This is a genomic window from Rhodopseudomonas sp. BR0C11, from assembly GCF_010820945.1.
Classification (GTDB): Bacteria; Pseudomonadota; Alphaproteobacteria; order Rhizobiales; family Xanthobacteraceae; genus Rhodopseudomonas; species Rhodopseudomonas palustris_H.
This window is the reverse complement of the sequence record NZ_QTKI01000031.1, coordinates 1-21745: the sequence shown is the minus strand read 5'-3', so window position 1 is coordinate 21745 and position 21745 is coordinate 1. Positions and strand designations below refer to the sequence as shown.

Annotated in this window: 23 protein-coding genes and 1 pseudogene; 18 read left to right on the top strand and 6 right to left on the bottom strand. The window is 64.7% G+C overall.

Features of this window, described 5'->3' with window-relative positions; translation table 11 throughout:
• The 4 genes and pseudogenes from DYI24_RS27995 to DYI24_RS04750 all read right to left on the bottom strand — a co-directional run.
• A pseudogene (locus tag DYI24_RS27995) lies at positions 1-439 on the bottom strand (hypothetical protein); the annotation flags it as partial.
• Entirely contained in the window at positions 436-903 is a 468-nt protein-coding gene (locus DYI24_RS04760; RefSeq protein ID WP_164571443.1) for an ExbD/TolR family protein, read from the bottom strand. The gene DYI24_RS04760 and the pseudogene DYI24_RS27995, both read right to left, overlap by 4 nt.
• Positions 904-915: 12 nt before the next feature.
• Complete coding sequence (locus DYI24_RS04755) at positions 916-1554, bottom strand: MotA/TolQ/ExbB proton channel family protein (RefSeq protein WP_164571442.1); 639 nt, start codon at positions 1552-1554, stop codon at positions 916-918.
• Between the two features lie 56 nt (positions 1555-1610).
• Positions 1611-3785, bottom strand: coding sequence for a TonB-dependent receptor (locus DYI24_RS04750; RefSeq protein ID WP_349627735.1), 2175 nt, complete (start codon positions 3783-3785; stop codon positions 1611-1613).
• Between the two features lie 637 nt (positions 3786-4422).
• Between DYI24_RS04750 and DYI24_RS04745 the strand changes: the two genes are divergently transcribed.
• The 9 genes from DYI24_RS04745 (at position 4423) to DYI24_RS04705 (ending at position 11330) form a co-directional block, all read left to right on the top strand.
• A complete protein-coding gene (locus DYI24_RS04745) occupies positions 4423-4926 on the top strand; it encodes an SAM-dependent methyltransferase (protein WP_164571440.1) in 504 nt (167 codons plus the stop codon).
• On the top strand, positions 4923-5972 hold the full coding sequence (locus DYI24_RS04740) for an iron ABC transporter substrate-binding protein (protein ID WP_164571439.1): 1050 nt from the start codon (positions 4923-4925) through the stop codon (positions 5970-5972). The genes DYI24_RS04745 and DYI24_RS04740 overlap by 4 nt, the downstream gene beginning before the upstream one ends.
• 1 nt (position 5973) lies before the next feature.
• Entirely contained in the window at positions 5974-6996 is a 1023-nt protein-coding gene (locus DYI24_RS04735; RefSeq protein ID WP_164571438.1) for a FecCD family ABC transporter permease, read from the top strand.
• Complete coding sequence (locus DYI24_RS04730) at positions 6993-7787, top strand: ABC transporter ATP-binding protein (protein ID WP_164571437.1); 795 nt, start codon at positions 6993-6995, stop codon at positions 7785-7787. Before DYI24_RS04735 ends, DYI24_RS04730 begins: the two co-directional genes overlap by 4 nt.
• A 23-nt stretch (positions 7788-7810) precedes the next feature.
• Positions 7811-8347, top strand: coding sequence for a DUF2478 domain-containing protein (locus DYI24_RS04725; protein ID WP_164571436.1), 537 nt, complete (start codon positions 7811-7813; stop codon positions 8345-8347).
• A gap of 114 nt (positions 8348-8461) precedes the next feature.
• Positions 8462-9253 (top strand): TOBE domain-containing protein, encoded by a 792-nt coding sequence (locus DYI24_RS04720; RefSeq protein WP_164571435.1) that lies wholly within the window; start codon positions 8462-8464, stop codon positions 9251-9253.
• 197 nt (positions 9254-9450) lie between these two features.
• Positions 9451-9630, top strand: a complete 180-nt coding sequence (locus DYI24_RS04715; protein ID WP_107342404.1) for a hypothetical protein — start codon at positions 9451-9453, stop codon at positions 9628-9630.
• 447 nt (positions 9631-10077) lie between these two features.
• Positions 10078-10839, top strand: coding sequence for a cytochrome c oxidase assembly protein (locus DYI24_RS04710; protein ID WP_164571434.1), 762 nt, complete (start codon positions 10078-10080; stop codon positions 10837-10839).
• Positions 10836-11330, top strand: coding sequence for a CopD family protein (locus DYI24_RS04705; RefSeq protein ID WP_164571433.1), 495 nt, complete (start codon positions 10836-10838; stop codon positions 11328-11330). Before DYI24_RS04710 ends, DYI24_RS04705 begins: the two co-directional genes overlap by 4 nt.
• Here the strand turns inward: DYI24_RS04705 and DYI24_RS04700 are convergent.
• Entirely contained in the window at positions 11294-11776 is a 483-nt protein-coding gene (locus tag DYI24_RS04700) for a DUF2231 domain-containing protein (protein ID WP_164571432.1), read from the bottom strand. The two genes, DYI24_RS04705 and DYI24_RS04700, sit on opposite strands and share 37 nt — an antisense overlap.
• A gap of 63 nt (positions 11777-11839) precedes the next feature.
• Here DYI24_RS04700 and coxB point away from each other — a divergent pair, with 63 nt between their 5' ends.
• From coxB to DYI24_RS04685, 3 genes are read left to right on the top strand one after another with little or no spacing between them, the layout of a single operon-like run.
• Positions 11840-12493 carry a cytochrome c oxidase subunit II gene (gene coxB / locus DYI24_RS04695; protein WP_349627734.1) on the top strand — a complete coding sequence of 218 codons (654 nt, stop codon included), beginning with the start codon at positions 11840-11842 and terminating at the stop codon, positions 12491-12493.
• Positions 12490-15024 carry a cytochrome c oxidase subunit I gene (ctaD, locus tag DYI24_RS04690; protein ID WP_164571430.1) on the top strand — a complete coding sequence of 845 codons (2535 nt, stop codon included), beginning with the start codon at positions 12490-12492 and terminating at the stop codon, positions 15022-15024. The genes coxB and ctaD overlap by 4 nt, the downstream gene beginning before the upstream one ends.
• Entirely contained in the window at positions 15021-15362 is a 342-nt protein-coding gene (locus DYI24_RS04685) for a hypothetical protein (RefSeq protein WP_164571429.1), read from the top strand. The genes ctaD and DYI24_RS04685 overlap by 4 nt, the downstream gene beginning before the upstream one ends.
• Positions 15363-15401: 39 nt before the next feature.
• Here DYI24_RS04685 and DYI24_RS04680 read toward each other — a convergent pair whose 3' ends face one another.
• A complete protein-coding gene (locus DYI24_RS04680; RefSeq protein WP_164571428.1) occupies positions 15402-16544 on the bottom strand; it encodes an HD-GYP domain-containing protein in 1143 nt (380 codons plus the stop codon).
• 285 nt (positions 16545-16829) lie between these two features.
• On the opposite strand from DYI24_RS04680, the gene DYI24_RS04675 reads away from it, so the two are divergent.
• The 6 genes from DYI24_RS04675 to DYI24_RS04650 all read left to right on the top strand — a co-directional run.
• The gene (locus DYI24_RS04675; protein WP_011155712.1) at positions 16830-17153 is read left to right on the top strand and encodes an STAS domain-containing protein; all 324 of its coding nucleotides are present in this window, start codon (positions 16830-16832) and stop codon (positions 17151-17153) included.
• Positions 17153-17518: a response regulator gene (locus DYI24_RS04670; protein WP_011155711.1), complete on the top strand. Its 366-nt coding sequence runs from the start codon at positions 17153-17155 to the stop codon at positions 17516-17518. Before DYI24_RS04675 ends, DYI24_RS04670 begins: the two co-directional genes overlap by 1 nt.
• The gene (locus tag DYI24_RS04665) at positions 17515-19581 is read left to right on the top strand and encodes a chemotaxis protein CheA (protein WP_164571427.1); all 2067 of its coding nucleotides are present in this window, start codon (positions 17515-17517) and stop codon (positions 19579-19581) included. Before DYI24_RS04670 ends, DYI24_RS04665 begins: the two co-directional genes overlap by 4 nt.
• Positions 19581-20051: a chemotaxis protein CheW gene (locus tag DYI24_RS04660; RefSeq protein WP_107342395.1), complete on the top strand. Its 471-nt coding sequence runs from the start codon at positions 19581-19583 to the stop codon at positions 20049-20051. The genes DYI24_RS04665 and DYI24_RS04660 overlap by 1 nt, the downstream gene beginning before the upstream one ends.
• Positions 20052-20111: 60 nt before the next feature.
• Positions 20112-20600, top strand: a complete 489-nt coding sequence (locus tag DYI24_RS04655) for a chemotaxis protein CheW (RefSeq protein WP_107342394.1) — start codon at positions 20112-20114, stop codon at positions 20598-20600.
• 66 nt (positions 20601-20666) lie between these two features.
• Positions 20667-21745 (top strand): MCP four helix bundle domain-containing protein (locus tag DYI24_RS04650; protein ID WP_205523362.1); only part of this gene is annotated, 1079 nt, incomplete at its 3' end.

The following is a 21745-nucleotide window of genomic DNA, read 5'->3' as shown; positions in this document are numbered from 1 at the left end:
GGCGCGAGCGGGGGCGACCTGGTGCGGCGGGTGGCTTGTTGTCGCTCTTGCTGTGACGCCTGTCCGATCGCGATAGCTGCGGCCGGTTCGGCTTCGCCGAGGTCTCGACGCGGATTGGGGATTTCAGCGTCTCGACAACTTCCGGGGAAGGTTCGGGGGAGGGCGGCTGATCGTTGGCGTGCGCCGGTTCGTTAGCCGCTGGCGAGCTCTCGGGCGGTTCAGGTTGCGAACGCTCCGCCGGCGCCGGCGCCGCGACGGCTTCGGGGATATCGATGGCTGCCTCGCCGGCCGCGATGATCGTCACTTCCATCGGCGTGTCGATCGCCAGCGGCGACGACCTCTCTGTCCAGTGCAGGAAGACCATCGCGTGACAAGCGGCGACCGCGCCGACCAGCAGAAGTCGCCCGCCCGGCGAAAGCGCGAGAGTCGGCCTCTTCATCTTTGATCGCGTGGTTTGTAGTCCGGGCGCGGTGCGCGGCCACGAGGGTCGCGTTCGGTCAAGATCGCGATGCGGGACAGGCCGTGGGCACCGAGTTGGTCGAGCACGGTCACCAACGCCCCGTGCCGGCATTCGCGATCGGCGCGGACATGGATGGCACGCGTTCTGTCGCCGGCGGCCAGCGTCAGGATGGCATCGCCGAGCCCGTCCACCGCGACGCCCTTGTCGCCGAGTTGGGCGTTGCCGTCGCGATCGAGCGTGACGACGATCGGCTCGGATTGCTCGACCGGTTGCGCGGTCGTCGCTTTCGGCAGATCGACCGGCAGGCCGGCGGTGAGCATCGGCGCGGTTACCATGAAGACGATGAGGAGGACGAGCATCACGTCGACGAGCGGCGTGACGTTGATCTCCGCCTGCGGGCGGAGTTCATTGCCCCGCGAGCGTATCGCTTCAAGAACGCTCATGGCGCGGCACTCCTATCGCGATCTCGCGGTGGCGCGCTCGAGGTCCGCGCCGATCAGGCGCTCGGCCTCTGCCTGCACGAAATCGTCGAGCGCGATCGCCGTCCTGTTGAACAATGCGCCGATGCGGTTGTAACCGATCGACGCCGGGATCGCGGCCGCGAGCCCCCAGGCGGTGGCCGCAAGTGCCTCGGCGATGCCGGGTGCGACCACGGCAAGGCTGGTGTCGCGCGCTTCGGCGATGCCGGCAAAGCTGGTCATGATTCCCCACACCGTCCCAAACAGGCCGACGAAAGGCGCCACCGAGGACACGATGGCCAGATTGGGTAGCCCCGCTTCGGACTTAAGGATCAGGTCGCGCGCGGCCCGCGTCATGGCATCGACGACCTTCGCCCGACGATCGGCTTCGCTGGTGCCTCGCGGCGATGCATCGCGCGCTGCTGCGCCCGCGGCGGAGACCGTGGCGAGGATCGTTGCTTCGTCGCCGTCGCGGCTGCGGCGGAGCGCTGCCGACAGCCGCATGAACGCCACCACCGCTTCCGCGATCCAGACCCAGCTCAGGATCGATGCTGCGAGCAACAGGACCAGCACGGTTTTGACGACCGGCCCGGCCTGGGCGAACACGGCGGCGGGGGTGAGCGAGATGTCGTGCATCGAATTCTCCGTCGCAGGCCCCGTCTCGACGGGGCCTGCTTGCGTCCGCCATTCGGTCAGAAGGTGCCCTTGAAGCCGACGTAAAACGTGCGGCCGGGCTCCGGATAGCCCCAAGCAAGCTGGTAGTTTCTGTCGAAGATGTTCTTCACGCCGCCAGACACGGTGAAATTCTCACGCACCTTGTACTCCGTCGCGAAGTTGGCCAGCACATAGGCGCCGGTCTTTACGTAGCTGGAGACCGTCTTGTTGTTGATCACCTCCGTCTTCTGCGACCATCGTTCGTCTGCGTAGGTCACGTTCGGCGTCAGCGTCAGCCCCTCGATCGGACTGTAGGTCGCGTAGACCATACCCTTCACGGTCGGAATGCCGGTCTGCTCGATCGTCGGGTCGATCGGATTGGTGAGCACATTGTGGATGTAGGAGATGTTGCCGCCCGCGATCAGCGTCGGAGTGAAAGCATAGTCGATCGCGAAATCGACGCCGTAGCGGTGGCCGTCACCGACATTTTGATATTGCGTGATTGCGGAGACCTTGCCGGTGATCGGGTCGGTGTAGCTTTTGCCGGTCGCGACCGACTGCATCATGTTCTCGACCGTGGCGTAGTAGCCGAGGATCGAGACCTGGCTTTTCGGGGCGAACGCGTTGGTCCAGCCGATCTGGTAATTGATGGCACGCTCCGGCGCCAGATCGGGATTGGAGGCGCCGGTGCCGAACCGTGAGCTGAACCGCTCGAACAACGTCGGGAAGCGAGTGCGGTCGGAGATGTTCGCAAACAGCTTGGCGGTTTCTGAATAGCGCCAGACCGCCGCGGTTTGCCAGTTCAGCGCCGAAGAATCGGTCAGCCTGTAGTTGATCCAGTACGGTTCATAATAGACCGACTTGTTGACCTGTCCCAGCACGTATTCCTCGGCCTTGCTGAGGTGGCGCCAGTCGTAGCTGACGCCCTGCACCCAGTCGATATCTGGACCGAAATGCACGGTGTTCTCGGTCGCGACCGAATAGGTGTCTTCGGTCGAGGTCTGGGCCGGTTCATCGAAGCAATTGATGTTGGCCGCCTTGGTGGTGGCGCAGGTCTTGCTCTTCGGCGTTGTCGTGCCGTTCAGGCCGTAGCGGTCGGTGTAAAGCTCGTTCCACTCGGAGTGGTTGTCGCGCCGCACGTGAGTGGCGAATTTCAGCGTATCGAACCGGCCGAAATCCTTGCCGACCTCGATCGAATTGCCGATTGCCCAATCCTGATAGATCGAGCGCGACGCGCTGCTCGAATAGCGCAGCGTCTGCGCTGCGTCGTCCCACATGTCGATCGCGTTGTCGAACGTTTCCCAGAAGGTTCGCGTCTTGACGTAGGCGTCATCGCCGATCGCGGTTTTGGTTGCCGCCGACAGGATCTGCACGTTCCAATACGGCCACGACCAGTATTTCTGCGACGCCGTCGGCTCGACATTGTAGGGCGCACCCTTCTGGCCGTTCTGGCGGATGAAGTTGATCGAGTACTCGTCCTCCGGATTCGGCGTCCATCCGGCTTTCAGGTTGACGCTCCAATCGTTCGACGACGAGAAGTCGCGGCGTCCGCCGTTCTCGATCGAGGTCGGCGTAAAGCTCGACGGCAGCTCCCAACCGTCGATCTTCTGCCAGCTCGCGCTTGCTTGGAAGTAATAGTCGTTCTGCTTGCCGCCGACCCGCCCGTAATTGCGGAATCCGTCGAACCGGCCGCCGTTGCCGAACTCGGCCTGCGAGCGCCACTCGCCTTCGATCGGCCGTACCGGCTTTTTCGTCACGAGGTTGATGGCGCCGCCGAGGCCCCCTGGACCGTCGAGCACGGAGACGTAACCCTTGGCGATCTGAATCTCGGAGATGTCGTCGGTGAGGAAGCGGGAGAAGTCGATCCGGTTGTCGGCGGGAAGATAGATGCGCACGCCGTCGATCGACAGCGGCACTTGCAGCCGGTCGAAACCGTGAACATAGATGTTGGTCTCGTTGCGCTGGCTGCCGGTGGTCCCGGCGGCTACGCCCGGCACGAGGTCGATCGCCCTGTCGAGCGTGTGCTTATCGAAGCGCTCGGTCTGCTGGTTGGAGATCGTGCTGCCGCCGAAGTTGTTGAACTCCGATGAGTTGGCGCCTGCCGCGGTCACATGAATCGTCCCCAATTCATAGACGCCTTCGTTGCCCGCTCGTGCAGCGTCGACTGAAGTCATCGTCGCTGCGCTCGCGAGCAGGATGCTCAACTGGCTCACTCGTTTCATTTTTGCCCCCTGTGAACGACGCCCCTTTGCGTCGGAAAACGAGAAGCGCCGCGGGCCTCGGTCGGCCGCCGGCGATAATGGTGTCGTGAGGTCGGTGCTCCCGCCGATCCGATCGAGCGTCACGCGACCGAGACGCGACGGTCCTGCGGTAAGCGCGTCGTCGTGCTGGGTTGTCCGGGCGGAGATACCGATCTGGAGCGTCGCCGGGTCCCCGCACGCCGAGCGACAGGTCGCTCCCTTGGCCGGCAGAAATTCTGGGAAAGCCATCACGACGTCACAATCGTATAATCCAATTACATATAATATCTGCGCTGTCCGCTTTACGGACCGCAATGGGCAAAATCGGTCACTTCGAGCGTAAGTGCCTCGGCGTTGAGCAATTCGGTACCCGAATATGCTAAGTCAGCCAGAAGTGGGTATTTTCGGTCCCAAGCGTTGCATCTGTGCAACTCTGTAGGAAGCGGCCCTTGATCGCGACCTCGCATCGCTAGCGAAGGCTGGGCGTGCAAACTTCGGCCGCCCCGGTAGTCGAAGGTCGAGCTTGTTTCTTTTATGTACATATATCTGACTATGCCCTTACCTGCGTCGAGACCTCTCGATGGGCAGCAAAGGGCATGTGAGCCGAAACATGGGCGTGACCGACGACATCCGAGCTGGTGAACTCGCCTCAGACTGGTCGGGAAGCCCCGACGCTGGCGTGGTCTTCATCGGCCGCATCCACACGCCGTGGAACAGGCTGGAGGAGTGCCCGCGCCACGGCCGCGCCGATGGTCCGGTTTGCCGAATCGAAGTGTTCGAGACCTGGCTGCCGGCTCTCGCGGGCATTGACGACGGCACATTGCTCGAAGTGTTCTATTGGCTGCATCGGTCGCGGCGCGATCTACTACTGCAGTGCCCGCGCAATGACGGTGACGCGCGCGGCACGTTTTCGATTCGCTCGCCGCTGCGGCCGAATCCGATCGGCACCTCGATCGCCCGTGTCGACCACCGCGACGGCGCCAACCTGTTGGTGCGCGGACTCGATTGTCTGGACGGCACGCCGCTGGTCGATCTGAAGCCAGACCGCGCCGAATTCATGCCGCTGGCGCCGCCGAAGCCGGGCGACTTCCAGGTCGGTGAGCCGCGGCGATGATCGGCCCGGCCCGGCGTCTGGTCGTCCTGCTTGCGCTGACGATGCTGACCTTCGCCGTGAGTGCGGCGGCCGTCGAAGCGCGCAGTGTGACGGACTCCGCGGGGCGCCGCGTCGAGGTCCCCGATACTATTTCCCGCGTGTTCGCTGCGGGGCCGCCTGCCGGGATCTTTCTCTATGTGGTCGCGCCGGAAAAGATGATCGGCTGGGGGCGCACGCCACGCGACATCGACAAGCCGTTCCTACTGCCGAAGGTGCGCGATCTTCCCGAGCTGGGCCGGCTGACCGGCCGCGGCGATACCATCAGCGCCGAGCGATTGATGGCTAGTAAGCCGGATCTGATCATCGATCTCGGATCGGTCAACGAAACCTATCGCTCGATCGCCGACCGAATCCAGGCACAGACCGGCATTCCCTACGTGCTGATCGACGGTCGCTTCGAAAACACACCCGCCGCGATCCGGCTGCTCGCGCAGATCCTCGGGGTGAGCGCGCGCGGTGAGGAATTAGCCAAAGCCAGCGAGGCGATCTTCGCCGAAGTCGACCGTGTGGTTGCGACCGTGCCCGCAGCGTCGCGTCCGCGCATTTATCTCGCGCGCGGCAATGACGGCTTCGAGACGGGATCGCGTGGCTCGATCAATACCGAGATCATCGAGCGGGTCGGCGCCGTCAATGTCGTTGAAGGCATCCGCGAGGCCGGCGGGATCGCGCGCGTATCGCCCGAGCATGTGATCGGCTGGGCGCCGGATACCATCATCACCATCGATCCCGCCGTGCGGGACCTGATCTTGAGCCGCCCCGAGTGGCAGCCTATCCCGGCGGTGCAGAACAAGCGAGTGTTTCTGCTGCCGAACCAGCCGTTCGGCACGATCGACCTGCCGCCTTCGCTGAACCGCCTGATCGGCCTGCCGCTGCTGCTGCACGCGCTCTACCCGGCGCAGATGACGTCCGATATCAGGACCGAACTGCGCGACTTCTACCGCCTGTTCTATCAGGTCGAGGTGCAGGACGGCGATCTCGACCGGCTCCTCGAAGGACTTCGTCGCTGAAGTGCCGATCTTGCGCGTCACGCCGGTCGTCGGCGGCCTTGCGATCTTGCTGCTGGTCGTCGTGGTGCTCGCCGCCGGGATCGGGCCGTACCGCATTGCGCCGGGCGACGTCGTCGCGGCGATCGTGGCGTGGATCGCTGGCGGCCACGTCGACGGGCAGATCGCGGCGGTGCTGTTTCAGGTGCGGCTGCCGCGCATCGCCGCGGCGATCTGCGTCGGCGCGGCGCTGTCGGCCGCCGGTGCCGCGTATCAAAGCCTGTTCCGCAATCCGCTGGTGTCTCCCGATATCCTCGGCGTCTCGCAAGGCGCCGGGTTCGGAGCAGTGATCGGCATCCTGTTCGGATTGCCGGTCGTGATGATCGAAGCGCTGGGCTTTGTGACCGGATCGCTGACGGTGATCCTGGTCGTGACGCTGGCCTGGTCGTTGCGCCAGCGTGGCGACATCCTGATGCTGGTGTTGTCCGGCATCGTCGTCGGTTCGCTGGCGGCGGCGGCGATTTCGCTGGTGAAGATCGTCGCCGATCCCTACGCGCAACTGCCGATGATCACCTATTGGCTGCTTGGCAGCCTGGCCAGCATCCGTCCCGACGATATCGTCGTCGTCGCGCCGACGGTCGCGGTCGGCATGATCCCGCTGTTTCTGCTGCGCTGGCGCATCAGCGTGCTGTCCTGCGGCGACGACGACGCGCGTTCGCTCGGCGTCGATGTCCGCCGCACCCGGCAGATCGTCATCGTCGCGGCGACGCTGATCACCGCGAGCGTCGTCGCGATTTCCGGCATCATCGGCTGGGTCGGCCTGATGGTGCCGCATCTCGCCCGGCTCCTGGTCGGGCCGCGCTTCGACCGGTTGCTGCCCGTGTCGATCCTGATCGGCGCGGCCTTCATGGTCGTGGTCGACACCATCGCCCGCACCGCCGCAACGATCGAAATTCCGATCGGCGTGCTGACCGCCCTGGTGGGTGGCGGTCTGTTCGTCTGGCTGATGACGCGGCGGGGATCTCGTTCGATCTGGAGGCGGGAGTGACTAGGCGCCTCGTCCTCGACCACGTTGCGATCGGGTATGACGGGCAGCCGCTCGCCGAGGGAATTGACCTTGTGCTGTCGGGCAGCAGCACGACTTGCCTGATGGGACCAAACGGTGTCGGCAAGACCACGCTGTTCAAGACCGTGCTGGGGATTCTGCCACCGTTGCGCGGCCGGATCGTAATCGCCGGTCACGATATTTCGACACTTCGCCCGGAGCAGATCGCGCGCCGCATCGCGCATGTTCCGCAAGCCTACCAGGGCGATCCGACCCATACCGTGCTCGATATCGTGGTGATGGGCCGAACCGCGCGGCTCGGTCTGTTCGCGTCGCCCGGCCGCGACGATTATGCGGCGGCCTGGCGAGCGCTGGAGGCGCTTGGTATCGCTGACATCGGCGACCGATCCGCCGACCGCATCTCCGGCGGTCAGCGGCAATTGATGCTGATCGCACGCGCCCTGACGCAGGATACCGAACTGATCATCATGGACGAGCCCACCGCTAGTCTGGATCTCGGCAACCGCTTCGGCCTGCTCGACCAGATCCGCGCGCTGTCGGCGCGCGGCCTGTCGCTGCTGGTGTCGACCCACGAACCCGAGCACGCGTTTGCGATCGCCGATCACGTCGTGATCCTGGGGCACGGCCAGCCGGTCGCAGTCGGGCCGGTCGACGGGATCCTCACCGCCGAACGGTTGCGCGCGCTTTACGGTCTCGACCTCGCGATCGAGACCACCCCGATGGGACGGCGTGTCGTCACACGTTGCGACCTGCCGGCGACGCCGGCCCGCTAACTCAGCTCCAGGAGACCCGCCCGATGGCCCCGCTTCCTCTCGCCGTCATCGTCTACGAGCCCGGGGATGCACTCGAGGAGATCCTGGCCGCCGCACGCGACCGCCTTGTCGGGCTTCCGAAAGTTCGTATCGCCGGGCTCGTGCCGCGGCTTGGACCGCGCCATTCCAACGGCCGTGCCTCATTTTGGCTCGATGATGTCGTTCGCGGCGATTCGATCGCGTTGTCGCTGGATCATGGACCGGGCTCGACCTCGTGCATTCTGAACGCCGATGGCCTCGCGACGGCGCGGATGCGACTGGCCGAAGCGACTGCCGGCCGGCCCGACCTCGTGTTCTTCGGCCGATTTGCCAAGGAAGAGATCGCCGGACGCGGCATTCGCGAAGAGATCGGGCTGGCGCTCGTGCAGGACGTTCCGGCGCTGGTCGCCGTGGAGCGGGCGATGCTGCCGGGCTGGATCGCGTTCGCCGCTGAAGGCTGGACGATGCTACCGGCCGATGCCGACGCCGTCGTCGCCTGGTTCACCGCGCTTGCGGCCGAGCGCCAATCCGCGGACACCTGATCGCGAAGCCACGGTGCGAGCGCTGCCCGCACGAGCGTCTTTGCCGGCGTTCGCTTTCGCGTCCGCACCAGATCGCCTAGGTTAGCCGCTGGCAAGCGACCCGCGGCACGAGCGATGGCAGACCATAAGATCGACGCATATCTGGTGTTGCGCAGCGGTGGACGCCTTCTGGCGGGTCGGGACCGGATTCACCTGCTCGAGGCCGTCGCCGAACACGGCAGCATCAGCAAGGCCGCGAAGGCGATGGGTCTGAGTTACAAGACCGCCTGGGAAGCCGTCGACGCCATCAACAATCTGCTGCCGACGCCGGCGTTCCTGACCCGGACCAGCGGCCGGGTCGGTGGTGCCGCGGACATTACCCCCGAAGGGCGGCGGTTGATCACCGTGTTTCACCGACTCGAGGAGCATCTGACGAAGATCTCGACGCTGATCGCGGAAGAAGGGCTAGAGGAAATCGGCGACGCGCTGCTGTGGGCGAGCGGCTTCAAGGTCTCTGCGCGCAACAAGTTCATCGTTGAGGTCGTCAACATCCGACGTTGGCCGGTTGACGTCGAGGTCGAACTCAAAGTGTCGGACGACCTTACCATCCACGCGACGATCACCAACGCTGCTGCCGAACAGCTCGATCTTGCGCCTGGGCGCAAAGCGCTTGCGTTGATCAAGGCGCCGTTCGTGCGCCTTGTCACGCCCGACGAGGTGTCGAAGCTGCGCCGCAACGTGTTTCGCGGTGTGGTCAAGCGCAGGGTCGACGCCGAGGTGCATTCGGAAGTGAATCTCGACATCGGAGGCGGCAAGACCATCGTTGCGGTGGTCCCGCGCCAAGATGCCGAAGATCTCGGAATCGCGGAGAACGCCGAGGCCGCGGTGACCTTCGAAGCCGATCACGTCATCATCGCAGTCCAATAAGGCGCGGGCCTAACGTCGACGCCCGGCGGCCCCGTGCCAGCGGCCGAATAGCCGTGTCCGTCGCGCAGCCCCCGGAGTCAGACGCGGGCCTGGCCTCACGCTCCTGTCTTTATGGTTAACGAGTCGTTAACCTTTTCCGCGCCAGGAAGGAGGTCGGGCTGGATGCGTAACACCGGCTCTTTTCGGAGAGTGTGTGAATGAACCAATTCAAGCTTGGCGACGAAGTCTGCAAGGACAACGGACGGCGCGGCGTCGTCCGCGCGATCTTCGTGAATCGGGATGCCGCCCGGATGTGTGCGGTCGAGATCAATGGCGCGCTGGATTTCGTCGAGGAATCCAAATTGTTGCCGCAGCTGCGGGCCGACCTCGCGGCCTGACGCTCTCACTTGGTCCGCCTCGTTGATGCGTCAGCGAGGCGGTTGTTCTGAGCTCCCCCAAGATCGACGTCTACGAAGTTCGAGCTCGCCAGCGTGAGCGAGTGATCGCCGGATCGCGCGACGAACGCGCTCGGCCAGTTCTGCTGCCGTTGTGACTTCATTGGCGGCTCAAACTGTTTCGCTCGATCGTTGGCGCCTGCGCGTCCACGCGCGATGAGCGCCGCTTTCCCTTTATCGGAGCACGGCCGTCACGTTCCCGGCTGCGCCGGCGTCGTGACGGCAAGCCCGGCGCGTGGCGATTTGCCGCCGGCTTCCGTTAGCATCCCTGCTCGCACCTGCACGTTGCCTCCCGCGAATCCGCTGAGCAGCGCACGCCATCGATCGCGCTTGCCCGATTCTGTCGGCGCCGCTCGCAAGACAAGTGCTCGCGATCCTGGGGAAGACGCGATGATCGAGCCGTATTGCGGATCGGCGCCGCTACCTGCGGAGCTGATCGGCCGATGGAATCTTGATCCGGTGCTGATCGCTGCCCTGGTGGTCGGAAGCTCGGCTCATCTGGGGATGGTGGCTCGATCGTCGCAGGCTACGAGTCGTAAGGCGTCCGTGGCGCCCCTGCTTGGGTGGGCGCTCCTGGCCTTGCTTTTTGTGTCGCCACTATGCGCGCTGACATCGGCGCTGTTCTCGGCGCGCGTCACTCATCACGTTGTCCTGGTCGCCGTGGCGGCCCCGCTGCTGGCGCTGCCGTGGAGGCGAAGCAAGCTGGCGCGCCTGCTGGCGCGGGCTTCGGCTGCTGTCTTCATCCTCCATACGGTGTCGCTGTGGCTGTGGCACGCGCCGGCGCCCTACGCGGCCGCGTTAGCTGATCCTGTGGTGTTCTGGGTGATGGAGCTGAGCCTGCTCGGCAGCGCCGTGGCGCTGTGGCTGGCGATTCTGTCGCCGGTCGCGCCGATCGGACGAACACTCGGGCTGCTATTGGGATCGGTCGTGCAGATGGGGATGCTGGGCGCCGTCATCACGTTCGCGCGGACGCCGCTATATGACGCGCATCTCGGCGTCACCACGGCGTGGGGGCTGTCGGCGCTGCAGGATCAGCAGCTCGCCGGTCTGATCATGTGGGTGCCGGCCTCGTTGCCCTATCTTGCGGTCGCGCTGGTTCTGCTGGCGCGTCGGCTCGACCGCCCGATGATCGCCCATGAACCGGCCCGATGATCACGTGGCTGAAAGTCGTTCATGTCCTGGCGCTGATGGTGTGGTGTGCCGGGCTGCTGGCTCTCCCCGGTCTTTTCGTGCACCGCAGCCGGCTTTCGGACATCGCGGCGGCCGAACTGCACCGGCTGACCCGAACGCTGTTCATCAAGATCACGTCGCCGGCGGCTTTCGTCGCCGTGGTGGCGGGCACGTGGCTACTGTTCCTCCGCGAGGCGTTCACGGCCTGGATGATGCTGAAGCTCGTCGTGGTCGGGATGCTGGTGGTGATCCACATTCGCAGCGGCTACCTGATCCTCAATCTGTTCGACGCACATGGGCACTACGCGGCCTGGCGGCGCTGGATCATGACGACCGCGACGCTGGCTACGATCACCGGCATCCTGACGCTGGTCCTCGCCAAGCCCGAGTTGTCGCCGAACGGCCTGCCAACCTGGCTGACGCAGCCCGGCGGACTTCAGTCGTTGGTCGAGACCATCAGGCCGACGCCGTGATCGAAAACCAATTTGCCGCCGTGCCATCCAGCGAGGCCGACGAATACGGTGCCGAGTGCCGAGATCATCAACCCGACCGGCAGCACCGGGTCCTCGTTCACCAACCGCCATCCCCAATTCGCACCGGCGATCGACACCAATGTCACGCCTGCGACTGCGTGCGTCCAGCTCGTGGTCCGCTGTCGGATGCCCTTAACCAGCAACAGCTCGGCAGTGCCGGCGATGCTGGCCGCGACGCCGAGCCAGAAAGCGAAGCCGCTCGCCCACAGTCCGGCGCGGGCCCAGAACGGATCGGCGCTCCACCAATAGAAGACGTCGCAGCCCAAGGTGGAGATCACCAGCGCGATCGGAAATGCAACCAGCATCGCGTGGACCGGATGGCCGGCGAACGCCACCACCGAGCTGGTGTCGTATTCGCTGATCTCCTCGACAACGGATTTGGGCATCGCTCACCTCTTCGTTCGGTAATGCGGCGAGGACGCGCCGGTTGCATCGTTGCCGCTGTCGCGATGCCGCTGGCCGGATGCAGCGGTCCGCTGTCGACACTGGACCCCGCCGGTCCATCGGCGGCGGCGATCGCGCAGCTCTGGTGGCTGATGCTCGCCGGCGCGATGGTGCTGTTCGGTTTGGTGATGGCGCTGTTGCTGTGGGCGTTCGTTCGGCGCGGCGCTGCGCCGGACAGGCCGAAGCTGTGGCTCGCGGGTGGCGGCCTGGTGCTGCCGGTTATGGTGTTGATGCCGTTGCTCGGCTTCGGATTGCTGACCGGCGAACGGCTGCTGGCGCATCCGCGTGCGGCCGAGGTGACGCGAATCGAGGTCGAAGCGCGGCAGTGGCAGTGGACCTTCCGCTATCCGGCGACAGCCGGCGGAACGCGCGTATCCGTCAACGAACTGCATCTGCCGGTCGGGCGTCCGGTCGACCTGCACGTCACCAGTCCGGACGTGATCCACGGTTTCTGGATCCCGCGCCTCGGCGGCAAGATCGACGCGATCCCCGGCCACATCAATGTCATCCGGCTCAGCGCCGATCGGCCCGGCAGCTATCACGGCGTCTGCGCCGAGTTCTGCGGCGGCGGCCACACCGCGATGGATTTCCGCGTCACGGCGCATGCCGACGACAGTTACGAAGGCCGCTTGGCCGAACTGCCGCGGGATCGCCGATGACGGACGGCATCGATCATCGGCCCCGGCCTCCGATCGCTGCGATCCGGCTGCACAAGCAGCTCGAAGCGTTGTGGGGCACGCCACCCGGTTGGGCTCGCCTGTCGGCAGTGAACCACAACATCGTCGGCCGGCGCTTCATCCTGACGGCCTTCGTGTTCTTCGGCATCGGCGGCGTGCTGGCGATGCTGATCCGGGCGCAGCTGGCGACGCCGCGCAGCGCGTTTCTCGGGCCGGAGGTCTACAACCAGATCTTCACCATGCACGGCACGGTGATGATGTTTCTATTCGCGATCCCGATGTTCGAAGGGTTTGCGATCTACCTGCTGCCGAAGCTGCTCGGTGCCCGCGACATGGCGTTCCCCCGGCTCGGCGCCTACGGCTATTGGTGCTACCTGTTTGGCGGATCGATCCTGGTGATCGCGCTCGCGATCGGGCTGGCGCCAGATGGCGGCTGGTTCATGTACACGCCGCTGACATCGAAGACCTACAGCCCGGGCATCAACGCCGACATCTGGCTAATCGGTGTCACCTTCGTGGAGATCTCGGCAATCTCGGCGGCGATCGAGATCATCGCCACCATACTGAAGCTGCGCGCGCCCGGCATGTCGATCGACAAGATGCCGCTGCTTGCCTGGTATCTGCTGGTCACCGCCTTCATGATGCTGGTCGGGTTTCCGCCGCTGATCCTGGGCTCCGTGCTGCTGGAGCTGGAGCGCGCATTCGGTCTGCCGTTTTTCGATCCGACCCGCGGCGGCGATGCGCTGCTCTGGCAGCACTTGTTCTGGCTGTTCGGCCATCCCGAAGTCTACATCATCTTCCTGCCGGCCGCCGGCATGGTGTCGACCATGCTACCGACCTTCGCCCGACGGGAAATCATCGGCTACGGCTGGATCGTGGTCAGCGTGGTGGCGCTGGCGTTCCTCAGCTTCGGGCTGTGGGTCCACCACATGTTCACGGTCGGGATTCCGCATCTGGCGCTGGCGTTCTTTTCTTCGGCCAGCACCGCGGTGGCGGTGCCGACCGCGGTGCAGATTTTCGCCTGGCTCGGCACGCTGGCAGCCGGGCGGCCGCAGCTCAAACTGCCGATGCTGTATCTGCTCGGCTTCTTCTCGGTATTCGTGATCGGCGGCCTCACCGGTGTGATGCTGGCGATCGTGCCGTTCAACTGGCAGGCGCACGACACCCATTTCGTGGTCGCGCATTTGCACTACGTGCTGGTCGGCGGCTTCGTGTTTCCGATTCTGGCGGCGACCTATTATTGGCTGCCGCACCTTACCGGGCGTGTGCCGCGCCATAGCCTCGGCGCACCAGCGTTCTGGCTGATCCTGATCGGCTTCAACCTGACGTTCCTGGTGATGCACTGGACCGGCCTGCTCGGCATGCCACGCCGGATCACCAGCTATGGCGCGGAGACCGGATGGGAGTGGCCGAACCTGCTGTCGTCGATCGGCGGCTTCATCATGGCGATCGGCTTTGCGCTGTTCACGGTCGACGTGCTGATGCATTGGCGGCACGGCAAACGCTGCAATCGCAATCCTTGGGTCGCGGGCACCCTGGAATGGGCGACCGCGACTCCGCCGCCGAGCTACAATTTTGCGTCTCTTCCGCTGGTGGCGTCGCGTCTCCCGCTTGCTGAGCAGCCCGATCTTGGCGCCAGGCTGGCGGCTGGTGCTGGTTATCTCGGCTTCGTGCGTGACCGGGCGCTGGAGACGCTCGGGGTCGACGCGATCTCGGGCCGCATCGAGCAGATTGTCCGCCTGCCGAACCGCAGCTTTCTCCCGTTCGTCAGCGCGGGTGCGACCGGTGTCTTCTTCCTGGCAGTTCTGTTCAAACTCTATCTGGTGGCGGTCGGCGCGCTGGTTGGAGTGATTGCGACGCTGCTGCTTTGGGTGCCCTCGTCCGGCGGGCGCTGCGATCGCGGGCCGCTCCCGGTCGGCAATGGCAAGACCGCGGTGCTACACAGCGAAGCGGCCTCGCCACCCGCGCTGTGGGCGCTCTGGCTGGCGCTCGCCGCGGACGCCACGGCTTTTGCGTCCCTCGGGTTCGGGTTGCTGTTCTTGTGGGTCGTCGCGCCCAACTGGCCGCCGCCTGAGTTCCTGCCCTGGTCACGATGGGGGACGGCGCTGATCATTGCCGGGCTCGCGGTCGCACTGGTCGCCAGCTATTTGGCGACGACGCGGCGGATACTCGCGCGCGCCAACCGGCGCGAGGCCGCGCTTGTGTTCGCCGGCCTCGGGCAGATTGCCGGGCTGGTCGGCTGCGCTGTCATTATATCGGCCGCGCCGGATCCGACGCGGCACGCCTATGCGGCCGTCACCCTGGTGATGCTGCTGTATGCCGGCCTGCACGCGGCGGTCGGGCTGGTGTTTTCAGGCTTCGGCCTGTGGCGGAGCCGTGCCGGTTTCATATCGCCGGCTCGCAGCCTCGATCTCAGGCTCGGTGCGATCTGGGCAGGCTTCACCGCCGCCATTGCCGTCACGGTGGTGCTGACGGTGTTCGGCTTGCCGCTGCTGATGCGGACAACATCATGAAGCCGCGGCTTGCGCTGCTGCTGATCCCCGCCGGCTTCGTGATCTGGGCGTCGGCCTTCACGCTGCTGTATGCGGCGCTGTCGCTTGGCTGTGCGTTCGGCTGGCAAAACGATGCGATCGGCGGCGTCACGCCGTTGCGGCGGACGCTGCTTGCGATCTGGCTTGTCCATCTGGCCGCACTGGCCGGGCTGCTGATCTATTGCGTGCGACTGCGATCGGACGCGAACGCTCGGACGTCCAGATTCTTGCGGCAGGCCGCGATCGGATCGGCCGCGGCGGCCATCGCCGCAACGGTCTGGACCGGGGTCGTGATTCTTGTGGCGACGCCCTGCCTATAAAAAGAGAGATGTGTCCGACGTCACGGCGCCGGACAACAGTCAGGTTGCTACGGTGTAGCTCGCAGCCGGCGTCGGCAATGTGATGGTCGGCTCCTGCGCGTCGGGGGTGAGTGACGGCTGCAGCGGCGCGCCGTGTTTTGGATGGAGTCTCAGCCGCTCGGTGGCGATCGTCACGACGTCGTCCCAACGCGCCAGGAAGACATCGACGCAGGTTGGGTCGAAGTGGAGGCCGCGGCCGTTTTCGAGGTGCTGCCGCGCCACCGGCAGCGGCATCGCCTCTTTATATGGGCGGGCGGTTGCCAGCGCGTCGAACACGTCGGCGACCGCGACGATCCGCGCCGCGATCGGAATTTCCTCGCCCTTCAGTTTGTTCGGGTAGCCTTTGCCATCCCAGCGCTCGTGATGACCGACCGCGATGTCGGCGGCGAGCTGAATCAGTTCGCACCGGCTGCCGGCCAGAATCGATGCGCCGATCGTGGTGTGGGTCTGCATCACGGCGATCTCGTCCGGAGTCAGCTTGCCCGGCTTGAGCAGAATATGGTCGGGGGTCGCGACCTTGCCGACGTCGTGCAGCGGTGCAGCCAGATAGATGTCGCGGCACAGCCTTTCCGGCAGTCCCAACCCTTCCGCGATCATCCGGCTGTACTTTGCAACCCTGAGGGTGTGATCGCCGGTGTCGTTGTCGCGATACTCGACCGACAGCGCCAGCCGAAGAATGATCTCTTCCTCGCGCTCCTGCAGCGCGTGGGTGGCGCGCGCCACCTCGCTCGCCAACAGCGCCGCGCGGTCGTTCAGCTTACGGACTGCCGAGCCGAGCCGGATCATGTTGCGCAGGCGGACCTGGGTCTCGAGGCTCTTCGGCCGCTTCGGCAGGAAGTCGGTCGCACCGGCCGCGAGTGCCTGCAATCGCACTTCATCGCTTTCGATCGAGGTGATCATCACGATCGGGATGTCGGAGAATTTTGGCAGCGAGCGCAGCCGCCGGATGAGACTGATGCCGTCCATCTTCGGCATCTCGTAGTCGGCAAAGACGATGTCGATGTCGAGGTTGCGGGCCGTTGCCAGGGCCAGCACCGGGTCGGTGAAAGCCGTCACCTCAACCTGGCCGTCGGCTTCGATCGTTCGCTTCAAGTAGTCCAACGCGGACCGACTGTCGTCCACAACCAGTGCTTGAATTAGCATATTGCGCAACTCACAATGTGTACGCCAAATTCAACCTAACACCTATCTATTAAGTGCGAACTAAGCGTCTGCAGCCTGCGTATCTTTTGATCTAATACTAAAAGCGTGAATTGCCTTGTAGTTCACCGTAGTGGCAACCACGAGCCGCGCGGCAGGCACTAAGTGTTTTCCGCAGACGCAGTTTAGCGAGGCGCAGTACACTATCTTAATAATTAGCAGTCAGGCTTTCCCCTATCGACAAAGTAATCGCAGAGACGATGAGTCGTCTCGCGGCTGGGGATAGCAATGACGTTCGATCCCACCGAAGCGGGAGCCGCGCTTCGGCTTCCTTCCGACTGTAGTATCTCGTCCATCCGAAGCATCCACGAAACGATCCAGGAAGCGCTCGGCCGCCAAGGCCCGCTCGAGATCGACTGTTCAAAAGTGAACAGGGCCGACCTCACCTCGATCCAGCTTCTGCTGTCGACCGCCAAGACCGGAGAGGCCCAGGGCCGACCGGTGGTGCTGACAGAACTCTCCGAGGTGCTTCTCAACACCATTCAGCGCGCCGGCTTCACCGGCGACGAAATAATCGACAAGCATTTCCCGCAAAAGAAAGGTGGCTCGTAATGGCCACGATCCTCACCGTCGACGATTCCCCCAGCATCCGCCAGATGATCAAGGTGACGCTCGAGCCTGCCGGCCACAGCGTCGTCGAAGCCGGCGACGGCGCCCAGGGCCTGTCGAAGGCGCAGGCCACCAAGGTCGACCTCGTCATCACCGACCTCAACATGCCGGTGATGAATGGCCTCGAACTGATCAAGGCGCTTCGCAAGCAGCCCAACCTGGTCGGCCTGCCGATCGTGTTCCTCACCACCGAGTCCAATGACGCGGTCAAGCAGGAAGCCAAGAGCTGCGGCGCCACCGGCTGGATCACCAAGCCGTTCAAGCCGGAGCAACTGCTCTCCGTGGTGAGCAAGCTGGTGCGGTCATGACCACGATCGATCCGGCAGCCGTCTTCCGCCAAGAGGCGGCCGAGCTGTTCGAGGTGCTGGAAGCGGCGCTGCTCGATCTCGGCCAGAATCCCGACGACCGCGAACTGGTCGACTCCGCGTTTCGCGCCCTGCACACCATCAAGGGCTCGGGCGCGATGTTCGGGTTCGACAAGGTCGCCACCTTCACCCACGAATTCGAGACCGCGTTCGAGCGCGTCCGCAAGGGCGAGATCAAGCCGACCCAGGATCTGGTCTCGGTCGCGCTGGCCGCCAAGGATTTCATTCGGGCGCTGATCGAAACGCCGGATGAGACCGATGCGATCATCGGCGACGCGATCCTGGCCGATCTGAGCCGGTTCGTGTCGCCGGCCGAAGCCATCGAAGCACCGGTGTCGTCGCCCGTTTCGGCGCCTGCCCCGACCCCGGTGTCGGAGCGCCGCCAGGTCGGCTGGCATCTCCGCTTCGAATTCGACTCCCAGATCCTGCGCAATGGATCCAACCCGCTGGACCTGCTCGACGACCTCAGCAAGCTCGGCTCCTGCTTCGCGATGCCGCTGACCGATGGCATTCCGTTCCTCGACGAGCTGGTGCCCGAGGATTGCTATCTGAAGTGGGACGTCTCGCTGCATTCGGATTGCGACAAGGCCGCGATCGACGACGTCTTCATGTTCGTCCAGGACGAGATGCAGCTGTCGCTGGAGCCGTTGTTCGAGGGCGAAGCGCCGCAACCGGTGCCGATGCTCGAGCTGCCGGACGTTTCCATTCTGCCGCCAGAGCCGCCGCAAGGTGCGGAGGAAGTGAAGCCCGCGCCGCAGGCCGCAACGGCTCCCCCAGCCGCGCCGGCTGTGGAGCGCCGCAGTGGCGAGCCCCGCCGCGCCGACGATCGCGGCATCGCCACCGTCCGGGTCCAGGCCGAACGGCTCGACGAGCTGATGGATCGCGTCGGCGAGCTGGTGATCGCGCAGGCGCGCCTGACCCAACTCGCCGCTTCCGGCAATGACATCTCGATCAAGCTGATCGCCGAAGAGATCGAACGCCTCGCCTCGAGCCTGCGCGACACCACGATGGGTGCCCGCATGGTGCCGATCGGTTCGCTGTTCGGCCGCTTCCGCCGCCTGGTGCACGATCTGTCGCGCGATCTCGGCAAGCCGGTGGAATTCATCACCTCGGGTGAGGATACCGAACTCGACAAGACGATGATCGAGTGCCTGGCTGATCCGCTCGTCCATCTGATCCGCAACGCGATCGATCACGGCATCGAAGCGCCGGCCGCGCGGGTCGCCGCCGGAAAACCGGAGCAGGGCCGGATCGAACTCGCCGCCGTGCATGCCGGCGCGCAGGTTCTCGTGACCGTGAAGGACAATGGCGGCGGTCTGAATACGGCCCGGATCCGCGCCAAGGCGGAAGAGCAGGGACTGATCGCGCCGGGCGCTACCGCCTCCGATCAGGAAATCCATCAGTTCCTATTCCACCCCGGCTTCTCGACGGCGCAGACCGTTTCGGCACTGTCCGGACGCGGCGTCGGTATGGACGTCGTCAAGCGGACCATCGAGAACATGCGCGGGTCGATCGACCTCTCGACGGTCCCGGGTGACGGCACCACCGTCACGCTGCGCCTGCCGCTGACGCTGGCGATCATCGAAGGTCTGCTGATCCGCGTCGGAAGCGGCCGCTACATCATTCCGCTGTCCGCGGTCGAAGAGTGCGTCGAACTCACTGCCGAGGACGAGCGCTCGCGCAGCCGCAACTTCCTCAACGTCCGCGGCAACCTCGTGCCGTTCCTGCGCCTCCGCGAAATCTTCGACGCGGACGGCGAACCGGACCAGCACCAGAAGACGATCATCATTTCGACCGGCGAGACCCGCGTCGGTCTGGTGGCCGATCAGATCATCGGCAACCACCAGACCGTCATCAAATCACTGTCGAAGCTGCACTCCGACGTCACGATGTTCTCCGGCGCCACCATCCTGGGTGACGGAACGGCAGCGCTGATCCTCGACGTCGTGCAACTCGTCGGCCTCGCCCAAGCCCAGTCCGAAAAGCAGATCAGCGAGGCCGCCTGATGAGTAACGATCGGGTTCAAAGCGCAACCGACGGCGATGCCGACGCGATGCAGGTGGTGATGATCGGACTCGGCGACGAGAAATTCGCGATCGACGCCGGCCTCGTCCGCGAGATCATCGATCCGATCCCGGCCACCAAGGTCGCCGGCGCAAAGGCGTTCGTGCCGGGGGTGATCAACGTCCGCGGCAACGTCATTCCGTTCGCCGATTTGCGCATCCGCTTCGGCATGCCGGTGCAAACCCACACCGCCGACAGCCGCATCGTGGTGCTCGAAGTCCGCCTCGACAACGAGGCGGTGCTGGTCGGCGTCAGTGCCGACCGCGTCTACGAAGTCACCGAGATTTCGCGCACCGACGTGCAGCAGACCCCGCGTGTCGGCATGCATTGGAAGCCGGAATACATCCGCTTCATCACCAAATGGCGCGATGAATTCGTCGTCGTGCCGAACATGGAACGGATCCTGAATTGAGCGCCCTCGGTCAGACATCCGGCAGTACGTGCCGCCAACCAGCGTTGAAGTGAGGAAGACATGGCCGAAACCGCGCAATATCTGACGCTCGGACTCGCCGGAGAAACGTTCGGAATGGCGATCCGCAACGTTCGCGAAATCCTCGATATGCGGCCGATCTCCCGGCTGCCGCACGCGCCGGAGTTCATGCTCGGCATGATCGACGTGCGCGGGACCGGCTATCCGATCCTCGATCTTCGGCTGAAGCTCGATCTGCCGGCGGTGCCGCCGACCGAGGCGACCCGCATCATCATTCTCGACGTGCCGGTCGCCGGCCGCGTCGTCGGCGTCGGCTTCGTCGCCGACTGTGTCTACGAAGTCACCGACATTGAAGAGAGCTCGCTGGAGCAGGTCCCAGACGTCGGCGGCAAGTGGAAGTCGGATTACATCGCCGGCATCGGTCGCAAGGGCGATCGCTTCGTCATCATCTTCGATCTGGCGCGCCTGATGGCCGGCACCGACATGTCGGCCGGCGCTGCCGTGGCCCCTTCTAACGACCTGGCAGCCTGAGCCGCCCGGTCGCGATCTGTTGTTGCGTGAGTTTGACCGAAACCTTCGACCCTAAGGAAGCTCGAAATGAGACTAACTGTTAAAGCAAAGCTGGCCGGCGCCTTTGGTGTCGTGATCCTGCTGTCCGCCATCACCGGCGGCATCGCCTACGTCAAGCTGACGCAACTGGCTGAGACCTCGGAAGGCCTGGTGTCGCGCTCGCAGCGGATCGACAAGGCCGGCGAACTGCAGAACAACATTCTGTACCAGACCCGTGCCCAGCGAGACATCATCATCGCCTCGACCGACGCGGAGCTGCAGAAGGTCGCCGATGAGGTGAAGCAGTATCGCAAGGATGCGCTGCGCATCCGCGACGAGATCGCTGCGATCGCCACCGAGACCGGCAAGCGGATGCTCGAGAAGTTCTCGGTCGCGTACGACAAGATGAACGCGACCGAAGATCAGATCATCAAGTTCGGCACGCTCAACTCCAACAACCGCGGCGCCCAGCTCTGGACCTCGGAAGGTTTGCCGGTTGTCAAGGATTGGAACGAGGCGGTCGACAGCACGCTGGCGGAAGCCCGCAAGCTGCCGGTGTCGGCTGAGCGCGCGACGGCGCTGATTTCGATCCTGTCGATCCGTGCCGACGGTGAGGCGGTCCAGAAGAGTCTCGCGCTGTCGTTCTATGCGTCGAACCTCGAAGACCTGAACTCCACCGTCAAGGCGCTTGGCGACGCTACCGAGCGGCTGCGGTCGAGCTCGCAACAGAGCGTCGCAGCGCTGTCGGCCGTCGGGCTGTCCTCGTCGGCCATCACCAGCCAGTCCGAGCGCTTCGCCAAGATTGCCGGTCGCGTTTCCGATATCGTCAAGGAAGGCGGCAACATCCGCGCCGCGGCGCTGGCCGGAACCGAAGGACGGGCGACCTCGACGGTCGCGATCCAGGCTGCGACCGACTATGTCAACTACGTCAAGAAGGCGATGGCCGAGATGAGCGAGCAGGCGGCGTCTGACGCTGCCAGCGCCAAGCTGCTGCTGATCAGCATCGTGATTGCGTCGCTGCTCGCCGCAGTTGCCTCCGCGCTCTGGATCGCCATCAACATCAGCCGGGGCCTGACGCAGGCCGTGGGGCTCGCCAACGCCGTTGCGATCGGCGATCTCAGTAAGAA

Bases quoted from the DNA above. Each gene is read 5' to 3' on its own strand.
- DYI24_RS04760 (WP_164571443.1), bottom strand. From the start codon at position 903: ATGAGCGTTCTTGAAGCGATACGCTCGCGGGGCAATGAACTCCGCCCG.
- DYI24_RS04755 (WP_164571442.1), bottom strand. From the start codon at position 1,554: ATGCACGACATCTCGCTCACCCCCGCCGCCGTGTTCGCCCAGGCCGGG.
- DYI24_RS04745 (WP_164571440.1), top strand. From the start codon at position 4,423: ATGGGCGTGACCGACGACATCCGAGCTGGTGAACTCGCCTCAGACTGG.
- DYI24_RS04740 (WP_164571439.1), top strand. From the start codon at position 4,923: ATGATCGGCCCGGCCCGGCGTCTGGTCGTCCTGCTTGCGCTGACGATG.
- DYI24_RS04725 (WP_164571436.1), top strand. From the start codon at position 7,811: ATGGCCCCGCTTCCTCTCGCCGTCATCGTCTACGAGCCCGGGGATGCA.
- DYI24_RS04720 (WP_164571435.1), top strand. From the start codon at position 8,462: ATGGCAGACCATAAGATCGACGCATATCTGGTGTTGCGCAGCGGTGGA.
- DYI24_RS04715 (WP_107342404.1), top strand. From the start codon at position 9,451: ATGAACCAATTCAAGCTTGGCGACGAAGTCTGCAAGGACAACGGACGG.
- DYI24_RS04710 (WP_164571434.1), top strand. From the start codon at position 10,078: ATGATCGAGCCGTATTGCGGATCGGCGCCGCTACCTGCGGAGCTGATC.
- DYI24_RS04705 (WP_164571433.1), top strand. From the start codon at position 10,836: ATGATCACGTGGCTGAAAGTCGTTCATGTCCTGGCGCTGATGGTGTGG.
- DYI24_RS04700 (WP_164571432.1), bottom strand. From the start codon at position 11,776: ATGCCCAAATCCGTTGTCGAGGAGATCAGCGAATACGACACCAGCTCG.
- coxB (WP_349627734.1), top strand. From the start codon at position 11,840: ATGCCGCTGGCCGGATGCAGCGGTCCGCTGTCGACACTGGACCCCGCC.
- ctaD (WP_164571430.1), top strand. From the start codon at position 12,490: ATGACGGACGGCATCGATCATCGGCCCCGGCCTCCGATCGCTGCGATC.
- DYI24_RS04685 (WP_164571429.1), top strand. From the start codon at position 15,021: ATGAAGCCGCGGCTTGCGCTGCTGCTGATCCCCGCCGGCTTCGTGATC.
- DYI24_RS04680 (WP_164571428.1), bottom strand. From the start codon at position 16,544: ATGCTAATTCAAGCACTGGTTGTGGACGACAGTCGGTCCGCGTTGGAC.
- DYI24_RS04675 (WP_011155712.1), top strand. From the start codon at position 16,830: ATGACGTTCGATCCCACCGAAGCGGGAGCCGCGCTTCGGCTTCCTTCC.
- DYI24_RS04670 (WP_011155711.1), top strand. From the start codon at position 17,153: ATGGCCACGATCCTCACCGTCGACGATTCCCCCAGCATCCGCCAGATG.
- DYI24_RS04665 (WP_164571427.1), top strand. From the start codon at position 17,515: ATGACCACGATCGATCCGGCAGCCGTCTTCCGCCAAGAGGCGGCCGAG.
- DYI24_RS04660 (WP_107342395.1), top strand. From the start codon at position 19,581: ATGAGTAACGATCGGGTTCAAAGCGCAACCGACGGCGATGCCGACGCG.
- DYI24_RS04655 (WP_107342394.1), top strand. From the start codon at position 20,112: ATGGCCGAAACCGCGCAATATCTGACGCTCGGACTCGCCGGAGAAACG.